The organism is Pseudomonas sp. SWRI81, assembly GCF_014268545.1.
GTDB classification, from domain to species: domain Bacteria; phylum Pseudomonadota; class Gammaproteobacteria; order Pseudomonadales; family Pseudomonadaceae; genus Aquipseudomonas; species Aquipseudomonas hamedanensis.
Map to the genome: position 1 here is coordinate 97,319 of NZ_JABWQS010000005.1, position 16,151 is coordinate 113,469.

At 57.7% G+C, this 16,151-nt stretch carries 11 protein-coding genes; all 11 read right to left on the reverse strand.

The window, feature by feature from the left end; genetic code table 11:
• Positions 1–64: 64 nt before the first annotated feature.
• From HU765_RS05160 to tagH, 11 genes are read right to left on the reverse strand one after another with little or no spacing between them, the layout of a single operon-like run.
• Positions 65–799: a hypothetical protein gene (locus tag HU765_RS05160; protein WP_186619276.1), complete on the reverse strand. Its 735-nt coding sequence runs from the start codon at positions 797–799 to the stop codon at positions 65–67.
• Positions 796–3,831, reverse strand: coding sequence for a hypothetical protein (locus tag HU765_RS05165; RefSeq protein WP_186619277.1), 3,036 nt, complete (start codon positions 3,829–3,831; stop codon positions 796–798). Before HU765_RS05165 ends, HU765_RS05160 begins: the two co-directional genes overlap by 4 nt.
• Positions 3,831–4,832, reverse strand: coding sequence for a sel1 repeat family protein (locus tag HU765_RS05170; protein ID WP_186619278.1), 1,002 nt, complete (start codon positions 4,830–4,832; stop codon positions 3,831–3,833). Before HU765_RS05170 ends, HU765_RS05165 begins: the two co-directional genes overlap by 1 nt.
• A 38-nt stretch (positions 4,833–4,870) precedes the next feature.
• On the reverse strand, positions 4,871–6,907 hold the full coding sequence (locus HU765_RS05175) for a type VI secretion system tip protein VgrG (RefSeq protein WP_186619279.1): 2,037 nt from the start codon (positions 6,905–6,907) through the stop codon (positions 4,871–4,873).
• 28 nt (positions 6,908–6,935) lie between these two features.
• Entirely contained in the window at positions 6,936–7,937 is a 1,002-nt protein-coding gene (locus tag HU765_RS05180) for a serine/threonine-protein kinase (protein ID WP_186619280.1), read from the reverse strand.
• On the reverse strand, positions 7,934–8,662 hold the full coding sequence (locus HU765_RS05185) for a PP2C family serine/threonine-protein phosphatase (protein ID WP_186619281.1): 729 nt from the start codon (positions 8,660–8,662) through the stop codon (positions 7,934–7,936). The genes HU765_RS05180 and HU765_RS05185 overlap by 4 nt, the downstream gene beginning before the upstream one ends.
• A complete protein-coding gene (gene tssM, locus HU765_RS05190; RefSeq protein WP_186619282.1) occupies positions 8,662–12,201 on the reverse strand; it encodes a type VI secretion system membrane subunit TssM in 3,540 nt (1,179 codons plus the stop codon). Before tssM ends, HU765_RS05185 begins: the two co-directional genes overlap by 1 nt.
• Positions 12,202–12,215: 14 nt before the next feature.
• Positions 12,216–13,091, reverse strand: a complete 876-nt coding sequence (gene icmH / locus HU765_RS05195) for a type IVB secretion system protein IcmH/DotU (RefSeq protein ID WP_186546071.1) — start codon at positions 13,089–13,091, stop codon at positions 12,216–12,218.
• A 5-nt stretch (positions 13,092–13,096) separates the two neighbouring features.
• The gene (tssK, locus tag HU765_RS05200) at positions 13,097–14,428 is read right to left on the reverse strand and encodes a type VI secretion system baseplate subunit TssK (protein ID WP_186546073.1); all 1,332 of its coding nucleotides are present in this window, start codon (positions 14,426–14,428) and stop codon (positions 13,097–13,099) included.
• 2 nt (positions 14,429–14,430) lie between these two features.
• Positions 14,431–14,931, reverse strand: coding sequence for a type VI secretion system lipoprotein TssJ (gene tssJ, locus HU765_RS05205; RefSeq protein WP_186619283.1), 501 nt, complete (start codon positions 14,929–14,931; stop codon positions 14,431–14,433).
• A gap of 5 nt (positions 14,932–14,936) precedes the next feature.
• On the reverse strand, positions 14,937–16,133 hold the full coding sequence (gene tagH, locus HU765_RS05210) for a type VI secretion system-associated FHA domain protein TagH (RefSeq protein WP_186546077.1): 1,197 nt from the start codon (positions 16,131–16,133) through the stop codon (positions 14,937–14,939).
• Between the last annotated feature and the right edge of the window lie 18 nt (positions 16,134–16,151).

Sequence of the window (16,151 nt, forward strand, 5' to 3'; positions counted from 1 at the left end):
CCTAAAAAAGCAGCCACCAACCGCCAATGGATCCGCCCGCGCTCCTATTAAGAAAAATATCCGTTCAGAACAACTTGTTCATAGCAGACTGATCATATCTTACGAATGAGCTGTTAAGCTTTTCAGACGAAACATCAAGATAAAGCGGATTAACTAAATCTTTTGGCGAATAAACGGGGAACACGTAGTGAGTGCTAAATGAGTGTCTACTACTATCTTTCTTTACAATACTTTCAGGGGGAGAAAACTTGAGTTCATCTGGAGTGCGGTAGATCCGATATAGCTTCATTTCACCGACAACCGAGTCTTCAACCTCAATCGATTGAGGCGGCGTCGCCAACAATGAGTTTATAGCAACCTTGTTGGTTGAATTCTTCCACTTATCTGAAAATTCAGACACTACTTCCTCATACTCGTCCGCTAACGGGCGCTCCAGGCCACAAACCGCCTTATTTATTAGAATGCCGTTCCGCTCATTGCGAATGTTTGTGTAAACGCAATCGATGAGAATCTCCGCGCCATGCCTAGTCAAAGTAAAATAGGCTTCATAAGGAGCACGTGACGCCAAATTTTCATAATGGAGGGCCTTACCTCCATTAAATTCAACCAGCTGTCTAGTTGTTTCGCCTTGGCTGCCAACTACGCCTTCTATTGTTTTACTACCACCTGACCAAGTAACGGTAAGAGACTGGGCGTCGACATCGGCTGAATACACGTCATGCGGCTCGGCGACTGCGACATCTGCCAATACGAAAGATACAATAGCCAACCCTACGTGCAATTTAATCTTCATACTCATTTGGTCTCCGGCGCAATTGATGTGGCCTTCAGTATCGCTTCGAATTTCACGGCATAACTCGCGATCAGTGCTTTTTGGTCAGAACCGTTGATTACCTTTCGCGCCCCTTCATAGTCCTTGGCACTATTATTTACATAATCGCCGAGTTTTTTCCCAGTAAATATACCTTCTTTCATACCCCATATCATGATGGGCACGGAGTTTTCAAACCCGGCGGCCTCATCGGGATGTTCGACAAAATCAATTCCGAAATAATCTTTCGCCTTTTGATAGTTATTTTTCCAAGTCAAATGAACGAGACCACGCCCCCGGTATTTGTAACCGTCCCCTTGTACCGTGTTACCGTTGCTTATCGCCGTTTGTCTGCGTGTTGCGTTATCTGCAAGCACAGGGTCATATTTATCGAAATAGGCAACCGGCCCATACTCGGGAGCAGCACTAAAATACTCACCAATCATAAACTGATAAGCCTCGTGACGCGCCGTTGCGAACATATAAGACAATTCATAGACGGTATAAACTTCTTTGGTTTTATCTAGATATTTATTAATGTTCTCTGCAATCTTGCGCAAATTAGACTTGGACGCGGCAGAAAGCGGAGGCGCATCAGCCTGAAACGAAGCATGTTGCTCAGCATACATGGCTACAAACCGCTCGACATCTATAAATTCGGAGCGACTCATGAAGTTACTCAGCATTTCAATAGGATGAAAATGCCAAACCAAGGCCGTACTCATGGTGGCCTTGTCTTTCAGATCCTCCCAAAACACATACTTAGTGATTCGTTCTTTTTCGTGCTTCAAGCTTTTCGGAGTGTCTTCTAGAATTACATCAAGTCGATTCCATTTGGCAGCATCTGCTCCTTCTTTCCATTCCGTAGGATGACGGGCGATCAGCTTGGCCCAGTTCGCTCTTGTCTCTGCATTTTTCAATGCAACGGCAAGCTCTGCAGGGTCAACTTCCTTATCGTCATTGGTATCCATCTTCAGGAATAGCTCTTTGAAGAACTCCGGCATGCTATCCGGATCAAGAAATCCATCTGCCGTTGCGTTTGCTTCCTCAACAATAGTGAAGCCAAGTTTTTCCCAGTCGTGCTGCGTGATTAGTTTGGTTTCTTTTTTATTTACCAGCCCGGCTAAGGGCAAGCCGTCTTCGATGATGGAAACCTGATAATAATCCTCAGCGCCTTCTTTGATGGCGCGGGCTTTGTTCAGATCAACGGCATGCGCTTTCTTGAGCGAAGTCAAATCTGTCGCTGGCGCATTTGTTTTCAGATTTGTTCCTGCTAACAAGTGAAGATATTGTTTACCGACTTTCAATCCCGCGCTATTCTTCAAAAAGTCCGTTACATGGGTTTCTGCTGTGAAGATCTCGACATGAACCTGATGTTTGCTTGAAACACTACCGTCCTCTCCAGACACATTTTCCGTTAGACCAAGATAGCCAATCGGATCGCCAGCCTTGATCCCCGTACCCGTGAGCTCGACGGAATCAAAACTTGTTGGAATGACATCCCAAGCGACAAATTCATTCTCCACGAATGCCCAAAAACTAGTTGTCACCTCACCCGCGCCCGCAAGGTCGCCACTGATTTTCGTGCATTTCGCCATTCGTCGGGTAACTCCCGACACCGTCAGGTTCAATACATCTTTACTTTCAAACTCAACAACGCTTCCCGGATTAAGCTGCATTGTTCCTTTTCTGGGGCCTGCGGGCTGCCCATTCTGCAGTGAAGCCGGTTCTTGATACAGATCCAGCTTTTTGATAGCAGTACCTTTTACCTTCCCCTGCCAATATTTTGGTTTATTACGCTCAGGAATCGGGTCGGCACGCCATATACGCTTTTGCTGCGAGTTCTTAAATGGCTCACTATTTTTCAGGTAAGCAAACCAGACCACACTGCCTGACAAGCGCACTTTTTGTGCGTTGTTCTTGACGCTTCCGGAAAGAATCTTACCCTTGGCATAGGTAATATCCCCTGTGGTTTTTTCCTCCAATACTTCAAGTTTGGTCCCGCTAGTCAACTTTCCTGGAGAGGGCCAGCCGGATGCTTCGGGAAAGCTATCGTAGGCCTTAAAATCGTCAACCTGCATTGTCACCTTAGGCTTAGGAGTTTCCTCCTCCGACAGCGGATAACGCTTATAAGGCAGCAAATGCATATAAAGGCTGAAAAAATTCAGCTTATTTTGCTTACCCTTGTTTGGTCCATCTTCAGGATTAGGCTCGGATTTATACTCATGGCGTACAAGACAAAACGAATTGGAATACTTCAGTTTTTTTTCATTCTCGCCAAATGTCGACTCCAAATAATCTTCATTGAGACGATATGCCACGACCTCGCCATCGGCCATGCAGCGAATCGGTTCATTCAAAATGCATTGAGGGGCGCTGGCATCGCTGATGTGAATGCCACCGTGCCAGAATTTGTTGCTGCCCAGCAAATAATGCCCGGCACTCTCGTTTTCGAGAGCCTTGTAAACCTCATCCGCATCAGAAAACTGCTTACCGTCAGCTTTTCTGAATGGATATTGGAAGCTCATCAGCGGAGCGGGGCCTGCCGGTACAGGGGCCGGCACGGGAGTAGGTGCTGGTGCTGGCTGAGCACCTCTGAATTGGGGCCTCGGGCGTAAAAATTTTTCAGGCATTGGCCAGTAACCACTACCCGCCCCATATTTGGCAGATTTCGGTCCGTTTGAAGACTGTGAACCGAAGAAATTTCCCCTATCTCGAACAGGCGACCCGGAGATGTCTTCGATGACCCCCGTGTGTCCATGAAAGTTTATCCACAGCGCAATATCGCCAGGCTGTACTTCCGCAAGCGGGATCACATCAAAATAAGTAGTGTCGGTATTCAACCCTGATGTTGTGAGGTAAGGGATCGTATACCCCGCATCCTTCAGCATTCGATACAGAAGCCCGGAGCAGTCGATTTCCTTCTTGCCATCGTTATCATGGTCAGTCTCGCCCTTGAAAGGGCCGTACTCGTAACCAGTGCGATATTGCTGCCTTTGTTCAAGTAGTCCTGTGCTCATCAAAAGCTTCCTGCTTCAAAACATTGAATAGAGTTATCGCTGACGACGCCTCGGGCTGCCAAGCGCTCAACCAAAGCGGTAGCCGTCTTGGGATCGGTTTTCTGAATATTCCGGTAACACGCCATCGCGCGTGGCAAGTCAGCCGCTACGAGGGCTCCCGCTTCGTACACTTCACCTAATCGAATCAGTGCGTTAGTCGAACCTAGGCGGGCGGCACGCTCCAATGTCGCTATTGATTCTCTGGGATTAATACAACCGTGACTTTCGTCGTATTCACCTTCATCGCAATAAAAATCTGCGAGAGTCAAGCCGGCATCCGGCACTTGCTCTGAAGCTTGAATCAATAACGCCACGATTCTGGAATTCTCCAAGCGTGGCGCCTGCCCAGAAAGGCTGATTCCCGCAGCAGCAAATGCTGCTCGCGCCGAACCCTTCCGGGCACCATCTAAATAGCTATCCAATGCCGCGGCGTATAAATAGATTCCTGATTCGGCAGACGCTTTATTGACCAGTCTGTCAAATATGACGCCTTTTTTGAGTTCTACCTCACCGGGCGTTAGTTTCTCAGACTGAGTGATCTCTTCCATGACCGAATCGATTGCCCAATCCTCCACTCGACTTAGAGTCCAGCAATCACCATGTTTGAAGACGAAAATCTTTAAAAAATGGCCCGCCTCATCACGCACGACCACTCTGTCAGGCATCTTGGTTTCAATAGTGAAACCCAACTTGGCAGCATTTTCCGGACGCAGCACCTTCAACTCATCAACGGAAATCGAGCCCAAGCTCCGTTCGACAACCTTCGGTATTTTCCCGTCCGCAACGATGTGAACATGCTTCACAGGAGTCGCAATAAACGCTTTCTGTGTCTCTGGCTCAGATGCGAAAACTGTTACGAAATCAGCAAAATTGCCGCTTGGACATTGGGCGGTGCTGGACGAAGAAGCAAAGGCCTCCGAAGTCATCCCCCAGCACAACAAAACAATCGAAAACCACTTCATCTGCCTTACGTACCCGTTTGTTGTCATCACGACACTCATCACTCAGAAAACACAAAAAAAGCCTTCGGCTTAACCTTCTCAGGCACCGCATTCAACAACGCCTGATCCATCAAACTCCCCGCCTTATCCTTATCCGCCGCCCCCGGCAGCACCGGCGGTTTGATCCCAATCCCAGTCCCCGACCCAGCCGAACCACCCGCATTGATCTTGATCACCGGCCCAACCACCGTAACCCCACCGCCATCCAGCTTGATAAAGCTCCCACCCCCAAGGATGGTCAGCTCCGTCCCCGCCTCGATAACAATCTTGTCCCCAGCCTTAAGGTGAATCTCTTTCCCCACACTGGTGAGCTGCGCAGTCCCCAGCTTCACATGCTGGTTCTGCCCAATCGTCAAATGATCATCCAGCTTCGCTTCCACCTTGCGGTCAGCAATCGTGGTGCGGTGTTCTTCGGCCTTCAGCTCGGTGTAGCTGTTCTTAACCACCGTGTCATGACGTTCATTGCCGACCCGAATTTTCTGGTCATGCTCAACGTTCTCATCCCAATCGCGCTGCGCATGGATGTAGATCTGCTCCGCACCTTTCTTGTCTTCAATGCGCAGTTCGTTGTAACCACCGCCGCCCGGTGAGCTAAGCGTTTTGAACACGCTGCGAGTCTTGTTCGCCGGCAGGGCGTACGGCACCGGGTTTTCCTTGTGGTACAGGCAGCCGGTGACGAGGGGTTGGTCGGGGTCGCCTTCGAGGAAGGTGACAAGGACTTCCATGCCGACGCGCGGGATGGAGATGGCGCCGTAGCGGTCGCCGGCCCAGGAGCTGGAGATGCGTAGCCAGCAGCTGGTTTTGTCGTCGGCGAGGCCTTCGCGGTCCCAATGAAACTGGACTTTGATGCGGCCGTATTGGTCGCAGTGGATTTCTTCGCCTTTGGGGCCGGTGACCATGGCGGTCTGGCTGCCGAGCACGCGGGGTTTCGGGTGTTCGAGGGCCGGGCGGTAGAACACGTCCCACGGGGTGGCGAGGAAGCGGTTGCGGTAGCCCTGGTGGAAGTCGTCTTTTTCGTCGGTGGTGTCGCTGGTCACGCCTTCTTCGAGGACTTGCGGCTGTTTGCCTTCATGGAAGATTTCGGTGAGCAGCCACAGGTCGTTCCACTCGCTGCGCGGGTGGTCGGACATTTCCATGAAGTGGCCGCTGACCAGTTTGGTCTGGTCGCCGCGACCTTCGGCCTGACGATAGTCGGCACGGTGGCGTTCGAGGGCGCGCTGGCTGAGGAACTTGCCGCGCGCGCGGTCAATGAAGCGGCCGGGGTAGTCGTAGTCTTCCAGATCCGGCTCGGTGCTGTCGCCATCGGGCTTGTACGCCGCTTCCATTTGCAGACGCGGTTTTTCGAAATCGTAGTCACGGCGCGTGGTGCGGCTGGTGCGGGTTTCCAGGCGTAGCTTGAAGGCTTTGATCACCGGCTCGTCGGCGACCATGCCGCTGCCCTGCACATAAGCAGTTGGCTGCCCGAGGTTCTGGAATACGGTCTGGTCGTCGCCGAACACCAGCAGGTGCGCTTTTTCGCTGTGCTGGAAGTGGTAATGAATGCCTTCTTCTTCGCACAAGCGCTGGACGAAATGCAGGTCGGTTTCGTCGTACTGCACGCAGTAGTCGCGATCCGGGCACGGCTGGCTGAGCTGGAAGCTGTAGGCGTTGCTCTTGATGCCGTGTTCTTCGAGGATCAGCGCAATGATTTTCGGCGCCGACATCTGCTGGTAGATGCGCTGGTTGGTGCGGTGATGCAGGTATTGCAGTTGCGGCACGATCGAGACTTTGTAGCGGGTCAGGCGCTTGCCGGCATCGCCCTGGGCGACGCGGTAGATCTGCCCGTGAATGCCCGAGCCTTGTGGATCGAATGCGAGGAACGCCTGCTTGTGCAGCAGTTGCTCAAGATCCAGATCCGGATTTTCGCTGACCAGTTCGAGGTCGAAGCGATACGCCTGGCTGATGCCTTCGGTGCCGGTGAACGACAGCACTTGCAGGTCGCCGACGTAGTCTTCGACCTTGAGGCTGAAGTGGGTTTCGTTAGCTGAGTTGAACATCGTGTGCTCCCTGTTCGAATGTCATCCGTTACGCCCGAAGTCGCAGACGTTGCAGCCAGGACGAAGTGGCGCCCAAGGCGTCACGCAATTGTGCGGCAGTGATGGTTCGCTCTGCCGGGTTGAAGCTCAGCGCGGTCTGCAGCGCTGACCAGCCGTGTTTCGCTAGATTTTTCGGTGCGTACAGCTCGCGCTCCAGGTGCTCGTCGCGGGCCTGGGTCGAGGGCAAGCGGCGGAACGGGTGTTTGCCGCTCGCCAGTTCATAGATTACACAGGCCACGCCGTACACGTCCGCGCTGGCCGACAACGGTTGGCCCTCAAGCAGTTCGGGGGCGGCGTAGCCCGGGGTCCAGGCGTTGAAGCGCTCACGGCTCAGGTGCGGCAGGCCGGGCAAGGTGCCCTCTTCTGCCTGCCCCAGACCGAAGTCGAACAGGCGCAGGCCGTCTTCGCTGAGCATGACGTTGCTCGGTTTCAAATCACCGTGCAGCACGCCGCGACGGTGGGCGTAGGCCAGCGTGTCGAGCAGCGGCAGGACGATGTCGCGCAGTTCTTTCCACGGCAGGCCGAGGGGCCGCTCGCAGAGCAATTTGTCCAGGGTCAGGCCACGCATGTATTCCATGGTGATGAAGGCCCGCTGGCAGTCGGTGTCGACTTCAAAGGTGTGCGCACGCACGACGTTGTCGTGGCGCAGGCGCCGGGTCAGGGCGAACTCGCTGTAGAGCAAGGCACTGGCGTCCGGCGATTCGGCAAATTCTTCGCTGAGAATTTTCAGCGCAACGTAAGGGTCGGGATCGCCAAACTGCTCGTGCAGCAAATCCCGCGCCCGGTAAACGGCGCCCATGCCACCGGCCCCGAGCAAGCGCTCGAGGTGGTAGCGACCCGCGAGTACATCCGGCAGCGCGCCGATGCTGGCCTTGGTCGGCGCCAGCAGCGGTTCGGCCTTGTTGCCCTTGGCGAAGGCGAAGTAGGTCAGGTTGTTGGCCTGTTCTTCGCTGATCAGCAGGTCATCGATGGGCGATTCGAGTTCACTCATTGGCGGATCACCACGGCAGTCAGGTTGTCACGCGCAGCGCCACGCAGGGCGCCGTCGAACAAACGTTCCAGCGCCACGTGCGGCGCGCTGAGGCTGAGGGCGTTGCCGAGGGCATCGCTGCTCAGGCCCTGATACAGACCATCGCTGCAGAGCAAAAACGCATCGCCCGGATAGACCTCGAGTTCGAGTACATCCAGGGTCAGTGTTTCGGCGGCGCCAACGGCTCGGGTCAACGCCTGAGCCGCCGGGTGCGCTGCCGCTTGCTCGACGCTCATTTGCTGCTCGTCGATCAGTTGCTGCTGCAGCGAATGGTCCTTGGACAGCTGATACAGCCGCTGCCCGCGCCACAGGTAGCAACGACTGTCGCCGGCCCAGATGCAGGCCGCGCGATTGCCTTCCACCAGCAATGCCACGACGGTGCTGCCCATGATGCTGTCGTGGCGTCCGGCGGTGACCGTCAACTCCTGCCCCAAACGCCGGTTCAGCCAGTGCAGGCACTGGCGGATGGCTTTGAGGCGTTCGTCGAAGTCCTCGTGTTGCGGCAACTCAGCCAGGCTGGCGACGATCAACTGGCTGGCGATGTCGCCACCCTGATGACCGCCCATGCCGTCCGCGACCACCCACAGCCCATGCTGCGGGGAGTCGAGGAAGGCATCTTCGTTGCGCGCCCGCACCTTGCCCGGGTCGGTACGCGCCGCGCTGCGCCAGGGACTGGCCACCAGCATCAGAGCTGCACCGGCATACGGAAGGTGCGCAGCACGCCCAGGTCAAACGGGTTCGGCGAGCGCTGGCTGGTCAGCAGGTAGTTGGCGCGCAAGCCACCTACGTCCGCCTTCAGCACCAGCACGTCGCGACCGGTCAGGTACTCGGTCTGCATCAGGTCGAACAGACGGAACAGCGACCAAGGGCCGGAGTTCTTCTCGATACCGATCGGGCGCCCGGCCATCTTGTCCATGACCAGGCTGGTGCGACCGTCTTCAGCATCGGTCGGCCACTTGAAGGTCATTGGCAGGATCGGGCCGTGACGGTATTCCATGGTCTTGTCGCCGAACTTGAATTCGGAACGGCTGACCGCCGGATCGAGGGTGTACGGCTCCAGCTTGAACTGCACGGTCGGCTCGGCCGGGTTGATCGAGAAGAAGCTCTGACGAATCGTCAGCGCAGCGGCCATCTGGTCGAGGTAGACCTTGGACACCGGCAGGCTGTGACCGTCGACGCTGCGCATACGGTAGTTGCCCGGATCGCCGCTGACGAACGGACGCATGTAGCTGTCGAAGAAACGGTCGACAATGCCCTGCGCCTTGAAGAACTCGCGGAAATCGCTGATCGAAACATCGCTGGTGCTGCTCGCGCTGAACGGATAACGCTTGCTGATGGTCTTGCCATACACGCTGTACAGCTCGTTCTGATAACGACCGTTCAAGTATTGGTAGGCATCGTTGAGTACCAGGCGCCACGAGTCTTCGGCCAGCACGTTGAACCACACGCTCAGCGGACGCGGCAGGCGACCGGACGCGTTGCGCAGGTTGGTCAGCGCATCACGCTGGCCGCTCATGCGCGTCTTGGCCATTTCAAACGCAGCCTGTTCCGGCGTGCTGGAGCGAGCCAGACCGGCCAGTTGCAGTTGCAGGTCGTTGAGCGCATTGAAGGCTGGCGTCAGGTCAGCGCCCGGGCCGTTGTTGTCATCGAGCAAACGATGCAGCGGCTCGAAGCGGCGTTGCAGGGATTTCTTCGCAGTGTCCGGCAGGTTCTTCGCCACGTTCAGCGCCGAAGCCTTGTCGGCGGCAGCAGCGGCAAGTTTGCCGACCTTGCCCAGTTTGCCCTTCTGCCCGGCCAGCGCATCGGCGGCTTCGCCGGCTTCATCGACCGGATCGGCCGCGGCTTCGAAGCGAGTGTTTTCACGCACTTCGGTGAGCAACGCGAGTACCGGCGAGTTGGCCGAAGTCAGGCCCGCCAGTTGCTCGGCGCCTTCGCCGGCGTCGCTGATCGGCGGCAATGCCACCTGCCCAACAGCTTCGCTCCAGTAGTTGGCGTAGTCGCGGAAGTACAGTTGCTCCAGCTCGACCATCAGGCGACGCAAGTCCATGTCGCTGATGCCCGCGCCTTCGCCCAGCACCCAGTTGTCACGCAGGATATCGGTGACCAGCGCCGCGCCCTGTACCGAGAAATACTGCTGATAACCCTGCTGGGTGTAGAAACCCGGGATCACGTATTCGGTGCCGATGAACAGCGAGCCTTGTGGGCCCAAGTGTTGGCTGAAGCGATAGTCCGGCAGGTTGCGCGCCTGCTCGCGGAGCATGCGGTAAACCACGTTGGCCAACGATTCGCTGCGCAGAACCTGACGTGCCTGTGTCACCAGTTGGTCGTTCAACGGATAAATGAACGGCTGCTTGAGCAAGCGCTCGAGGTGAGTGTTCAGACCGTTCTGCACCGCGGTGTTGCCGGTGTAGCGCTGCGACCAGTCAGTGGCGATCCAGTCCTTGAGCCACGCCGCATCGCGACGGTCCTTCATGTTCAGCATCAGGTACGCACGCAGGCTGTTGAGCAGGCGATCGCGGTCCTTCATGTTGGCGCGAATCTGCCCTTCGAGCAGGGTAGCCACCCGTGGCAACAGTTGCGCTTCAAGCTCACGCTCGTAGGCAGTCTTGACCACCGGATTGATGTCTTCGCCCTGATACAGGCCGCCACGCTCGTGGTACGACACGTCGCTTTTGCTCGGGAACACCTGGGTCGCGGCGTAACTCGTATCCAGGACTTTCAGCACGCCCATGGCGTCATCGCGCGGCGACACAGCCGAGCGTTGCTGAGTCCAGTTCTGCGCCAGCGTGCGCAGGTTTTCCAGACGCTCGTAGTTAGCCGAGAAACCACCGGCCCAGAGCATACCGAACAGCGCCAGTGCTGCCAGTGCGCCGACGTACAACGCACGCTGGCCCCAATGAATGCGGCTGCGCTCGCGCTTGTCCAGACCGGCCAGATCGGCTTCGGGGAAAATCACCTGGCTGAGCAAGTGGTGGATGAAACGCGAACGGCCGCTGCGCAGGGTCGGCAGCACACCGGCGTTCATGCCGAGGCTGGCGCCGATGCCGGCGGTGGTCGAATCCATTTCCTGGGTCAGGTGCGGTGCGCTGGTCAGGTAGAAACCGCGCAATTGCGTGGCGCGTTGATAACGGTTGCCAGTGAACGCCATGTCGACGAACAGGCACAGGCGCTCGCCGATCTGCCCGAGTTGATGCGGGAAGTCGAGGATGCGCCCACGGCGCTGAGTGTCGCGCTCGGAGTGCATGCGCATGATCACTTGGCTGTTCAAGCGTCGCAGCAGCTCTTCGAACTCGTTGCGCAGAACCGCCACGTCGGTGCCGACCTGATCCTTGCGGAAACTGGTGCCGAGCACTTGATCGCTTTCTTCGCGGGTCAGCTGATCGAAGAACTCGTCGAAGCCCAGCAGCTTGTCAGCCTTGCTCAGTACCAGATACACCGGCACGTCGACGTGCAGTTTCTGATGCACGTCTTGCAGGCGACTGCGCACCTGACGCGCCAAGGTGTCGATGTCCTGCTCGCTGCCGCCGGTGAGGGTTTCCACCGGAATGGTCACCAGCACGCCGTTCAACGGACGACCGCGACGACGCTTGCGCAGCAGCTCCAGCAGAGTGGTCCAGGCGCTGCCATCAACTTCGGCGTCCGGCTGAGTGGTGTAGCGCCCGGCGGTGTCGATCAGCACACCGTGGTCGGCGAAATACCAGTCGCAATGACGAGTGCCGAGGGTGTCGCGGGTCAGCTTGCGGTCGATCTTGTTGATCGGAAATTCCAGGCCGGAAAAATCCAGCAGGCTGGTCTTGCCCGAAGCCTGCGGACCGATCAGCAGGTACCACGGCAAATCACTGCGCCAGCGCTCGCTGCGGCCGCGATACAGACTCGACGTTTTCAGGGTTTTCAGTGCGTCCTTGAAACGCGCCTTCAGCTCCTTCTGCTCTTCGTCGATCAGCTCTTCGCGGCGAATGCGGTCCTGGCCATCCTCGCTTTCTTCCTCGGCTTTCTTGCGGATACCGGCGCGCCAGCTGACGAAGACCATGGTCAGGCCCCAGATCAGGAACAGCACGCTGATGGTCAGCAGGCGCGAGGTCGCGCTTTCCCAGAACTTGTAATCATCGACCGCCAACAACGGGCCGACGAACCACACCAGCAGCGCCACGAACAGCACCAGCAGCAAGGTCCAGACCCAGGTCTGGCGCAGGAAGGCGCCGACTTTCTTGAAAAACTTTTTCATCACACGTCCCTGTTTTACGGCTGCGCCTGCGGTTGCACCGCGGCTGGATCAAGCGGCTGATAAGGTTGCAGAACGGTGTCGCGCTGCTCGCCCAAGACCCAGGCGAAGCCCGAATACATCACCACCAGGCAAACGAGGGTGAAGAGCACCACCATCCACGCCGGCACGATGCGCACCAGATTGCGGCGCTGATCGTTGAGGCCTTCCCAGTGCGGCGACAACTCGCGCGGCACGTCGCCACGCAGCTGACGAATCTGCCGATACAAGGCGTCGCGGATGCCTTCGAGCTCAAGCATGCCGCGCGCCTGGACGCGGTACTTGCCCTCGAAACCGAGGGACAGGCACAGGTACATCAATTCGAGCATCGGCAAGTGCTTGACCGGGTTTTTCGACAGCCGATCGAGCAGCTGGAAAAACTTCTCGCCGCCGAAGGTTTCGTTGTGGAAGCTGCTCAGCAGGCTCATCTGCGACCACTCGCTTTCGTTGCCCCACGGCGTGGTCACGACAGCTTCGTCGACCACGGTGCAGAGCACGTAACGCGCGGCCATCACCTGGCTGCTTTCGGCGCCGTTGTGCAAGGCGCGCACTTCGAACAACTTCAGCCCGGCGGTCAGGCGCTCGTTGAGCGCATACAGATCTTCACGGGTTTCGCTGTGCTTGAGGCGCACCACTTCCGAGAGCAGTTCGGACGAGGCCGCGACCAGCGAATTGAGGCTGATGTTGAACGCCTCTGCCGGGCGCAGGCGCGCGGCGTAGATCATGCGTTCTTCCAGTTGCTCGAAACGCGGCGGCGCGGCGAAGTCGGTCAGCGGACTCGACGCCGGTCCGTGGCCCTGACGGTCGAGCAGAACGGTTTTGTCGTCCTGGTTGTAATCCGTTTCCTTGATCATGTCGGTCAGTTCCTGATGGCCCAGAATTTCAGTTCAAGCTCGGCGAATTCGCCGGACACGTGGAACGCGAAACCGCCGGAGCGCTCGAGTTGTGCCAGGTCTTCGGAACTGAGTTCGAGGATGAAATAGGTTTTGTTCGAGTGGAACGCGATCTGCCGCGGGGCCACCGGCAACGGTTTGACCTTGATCCCCGGCAGGTGCAGGTTGACCAGTTGGCGGATGCGCTCCACCGGGCCGACCTTGAGGTGCGCTGGCAAGCGGTGGCGCAGTTCTTCGGAGTCGCAGTTGGCACTGGCCGCCAGCACGAACGAGGCCGAGCCGAGCAGTTTGTGGTCGTGCAACGGCGACACAATGATGCCGTACTGACGCGCCTGCAGAATCAGTTCGATGGCGTGCTGTTCGAGCACCATCGACAGCACCTGACGAATCGCTTCCATCAGTTTGCGGAAGCTGCCGCCCTGGTCCGCGTGGGAATAGCGGCTGTCCAGACGCGGGCGTTTGCTCTCGCCGGAGAAGGTCGCCAGATCGCCGAGCATGGTCAGCAGCGTGCGGTACAACTCTTCGGGATGCACCTGCTCAAGGCCGAGGTAATGGCGCAGCAGCAGTTCGGTGCGGTTGATCAGTTGCAGCATCATAAAGTCGCCGACTTCGGCACCGCCAACCTTGCCGTTGGAGCGAATCCGCTCGGCAATGGTGTCGCCACGGTGGCTGAGCATGCTGATGACTTCTTTCAGGCACGACAGCAGATAGCTGGAAGCGTGGGCCTGAATGTAGGTCGGGACGAAATCCGGGTCGAGGCTGATCACGCCATCGGGCGTGGTGTCGAGCACGTCGCAGATCTTCAGCTTCACGTAAGCCTGATCGCTCTGCTGCTCGCCGAGCAACAGTTTGAAGTCCGGGCGCCCACAACTGACCTGACTGGCGGAATCGTCGCCGGCGTTGGAATCAGCCACCTCGGCGTCATACGCGGTGTAACGCGCCAGCACGTCGGATTGCTCCGGGCGACGGGCCTCGATGTGGTTGCCGGTGACCAGTGGCAGCGCCAGATAGATCGGCGTGTTGCCGGTGTTCGGCGGCACGTCCAGCGCCAGCGGTTCGGTGTTGCCACCGAGTTCGAACAGGCTGCCGTCCGGCAGAATCCCCGAGGCTTCACTGATCACCAGTTTGCCCATGTTGAGGAACTGCAAGTCGATCTCCAGATTGAGAAAACCCCAGGTGTAGCCACCGAGCAACTGGGTGCGGGTTTTCATCTGGTGATCGTAATAACGATCGTTGTGCTGGAAGTGCTGCGGTCGCAGCAGCATGCCTTCCTGCCAAATGACTTTATGGGTGTTCATGATCAGTCATCCGCCTTGGCGAGCACTTGTTGGGTATTGCGGATACCGGCCTGATCGAGGGTCAGATCAGCCTCGGTGAGTTCCAGCGGAGTGATCTGCACGGTGTAGCGCCATTGCGTTTCCGGCAGGTCACGGTAGGCAGCGAGGACGCCCACGTAACGGCTGCCCTCCTCCACGCTGAGCTTCATTTCCACGGTTTCACCCGGGCGCAGTTCGAGTTCTTCGCTGGCCACCAGATCCGGGTTGAGGGATTCCTTGGCGCGCTCGTAGAGGCTGAAGAAGTCAGCATTTTCGAAGGTCACCGGGTGCTTGAGTTCGAACAGGCGCACGACAATCGGCGACGGACGACCGTTGAGGTCCGGGTTGAGCTGATCGCTGCCGGTCAGCTTGAGGTTGAGCTTGGTCACTTTCGAGTACGGCGACAGCGACGAGCAACCGGCAAGCAGCACCAGTACGGTGAGCGCAGTCAGCGTCTTGAAAAAAGCGGTCGAGCGGCGAGACATGCGCATCATCCTTGGTGGTCGGTGTGGAGGGTGGAGATCAGGCGGATCTGTTCTTCGTAGGCCTGGGCGAAGTCGCGGGCCAGCAGACGCTCGCTCCAGTCATCGTCCTGACGCAGGGCCTGGTGATAGCGGCCGAACGCTCTCCAGCGCCCGCCCGAAGTAGCGATCAACGGCTTGTTGTCGCGCTCGAAACGCAGGGTCAGTTGCTCCGGCGAGAAGTGCTCCAGGGTGCCGCGTACGGCGGCGCGGCTGGCGGTCAGCAAGGCCACTTGGTGCGCCTGCAAATCACGGAATGCGCGGGAAATCGCTTGCTCGGCCGGCAGGTGCCCAGGCTTGCTTGGCTGCAACAGAATCTCCAGTGCTTCGCTCGGATCGACGGCGAATTTCAGCGGGTTTTTGTTGGTGCCTTGTACGGTGGTCTGGGCCAGACGCAGCTCGTTTTTCAGCTCCGAGCGGGTGCGCAGGCTCTGCTGCAAACCACCGATGCTCTGCCGCAGCAGACGCGCGGCGTTGAGCGCCAAGGCTTCGCGTTCGTCGTGGCTGAGGCCTTTGACGTCCACGCCCAGCGCCGCACCGAAATGCTCCCAGAAACCTTCACTCTGGCGCTCAACGGCTTTGGGCGCCGGAGCAGGCTCAGGTTCGACGGGGGCAGCGATCAGCTCCGGCACCATCAGGCTTTCCATGTCGATGCGTGCGTAATCGGCGCGCTGACGGGAGTCTTCCGGCTTGGTATTGGGCGCCAGCAGCTCGTCGATTTCCGAGTACACGCGCTCTTGCTGTTCGAGGGCATTGAGCGGGTCGAGGTCGAGGAACGCGTCGTCCGGAATGATGCTGCCGGCAGGCCGCGGGCGACCGACCTCGCCGTCAAAGGTGGCTGGATCGCGCACCAGGCGTGCGCGTATCTCGAAGTCGCCGAGAACGTAAGTGCTGCCGTGCTCGATGCGCACCGGCTCGCCCTTGTGCAGGCGCGCGCCGCTGCCGCCGTCCTGGACACCGTTGCTGCTGGTGTCGGTGAGGAAGAACGAGCCCTCGCGGTAACTGACAATCGCGTGGTGATTGGACAGGTGACGCTTGCGGTCAGGGATGATCCAGTCGCAGTCCTCGCCCCGCCCGATCACGCCGCCGGCCTGTTTGAAGGTCCGCTGGCACGACTCGGTGGGCACGAACTGCTTGGTGTTCAGCATTTCGAAAACCAATTCCATGTTTGATGCTCCTTGCGG

Coding starts and splice junctions, on each gene's coding strand:
- tagH (WP_186546077.1), bottom strand. CDS start 16,133: ATGGAATTGGTTTTCGAAATGCTGAACACCAAGCAGTTCGTGCCCACC.
- HU765_RS05160 (WP_186619276.1), bottom strand. CDS start 799: ATGAGTATGAAGATTAAATTGCACGTAGGGTTGGCTATTGTATCTTTC.
- HU765_RS05185 (WP_186619281.1), bottom strand. CDS start 8,662: ATGCTGGTGGCCAGTCCCTGGCGCAGCGCGGCGCGTACCGACCCGGGC.
- tssJ (WP_186619283.1), bottom strand. CDS start 14,931: ATGTCTCGCCGCTCGACCGCTTTTTTCAAGACGCTGACTGCGCTCACC.
- tssK (WP_186546073.1), bottom strand. CDS start 14,428: ATGAACACCCATAAAGTCATTTGGCAGGAAGGCATGCTGCTGCGACCG.
- HU765_RS05170 (WP_186619278.1), bottom strand. CDS start 4,832: ATGAAGTGGTTTTCGATTGTTTTGTTGTGCTGGGGGATGACTTCGGAG.
- tssM (WP_186619282.1), bottom strand. CDS start 12,201: ATGAAAAAGTTTTTCAAGAAAGTCGGCGCCTTCCTGCGCCAGACCTGG.
- HU765_RS05165 (WP_186619277.1), bottom strand. CDS start 3,831: ATGAGCACAGGACTACTTGAACAAAGGCAGCAATATCGCACTGGTTAC.
- icmH (WP_186546071.1), bottom strand. CDS start 13,091: ATGATCAAGGAAACGGATTACAACCAGGACGACAAAACCGTTCTGCTC.
- HU765_RS05175 (WP_186619279.1), bottom strand. CDS start 6,907: ATGTTCAACTCAGCTAACGAAACCCACTTCAGCCTCAAGGTCGAAGAC.
- HU765_RS05180 (WP_186619280.1), bottom strand. CDS start 7,937: ATGAGTGAACTCGAATCGCCCATCGATGACCTGCTGATCAGCGAAGAA.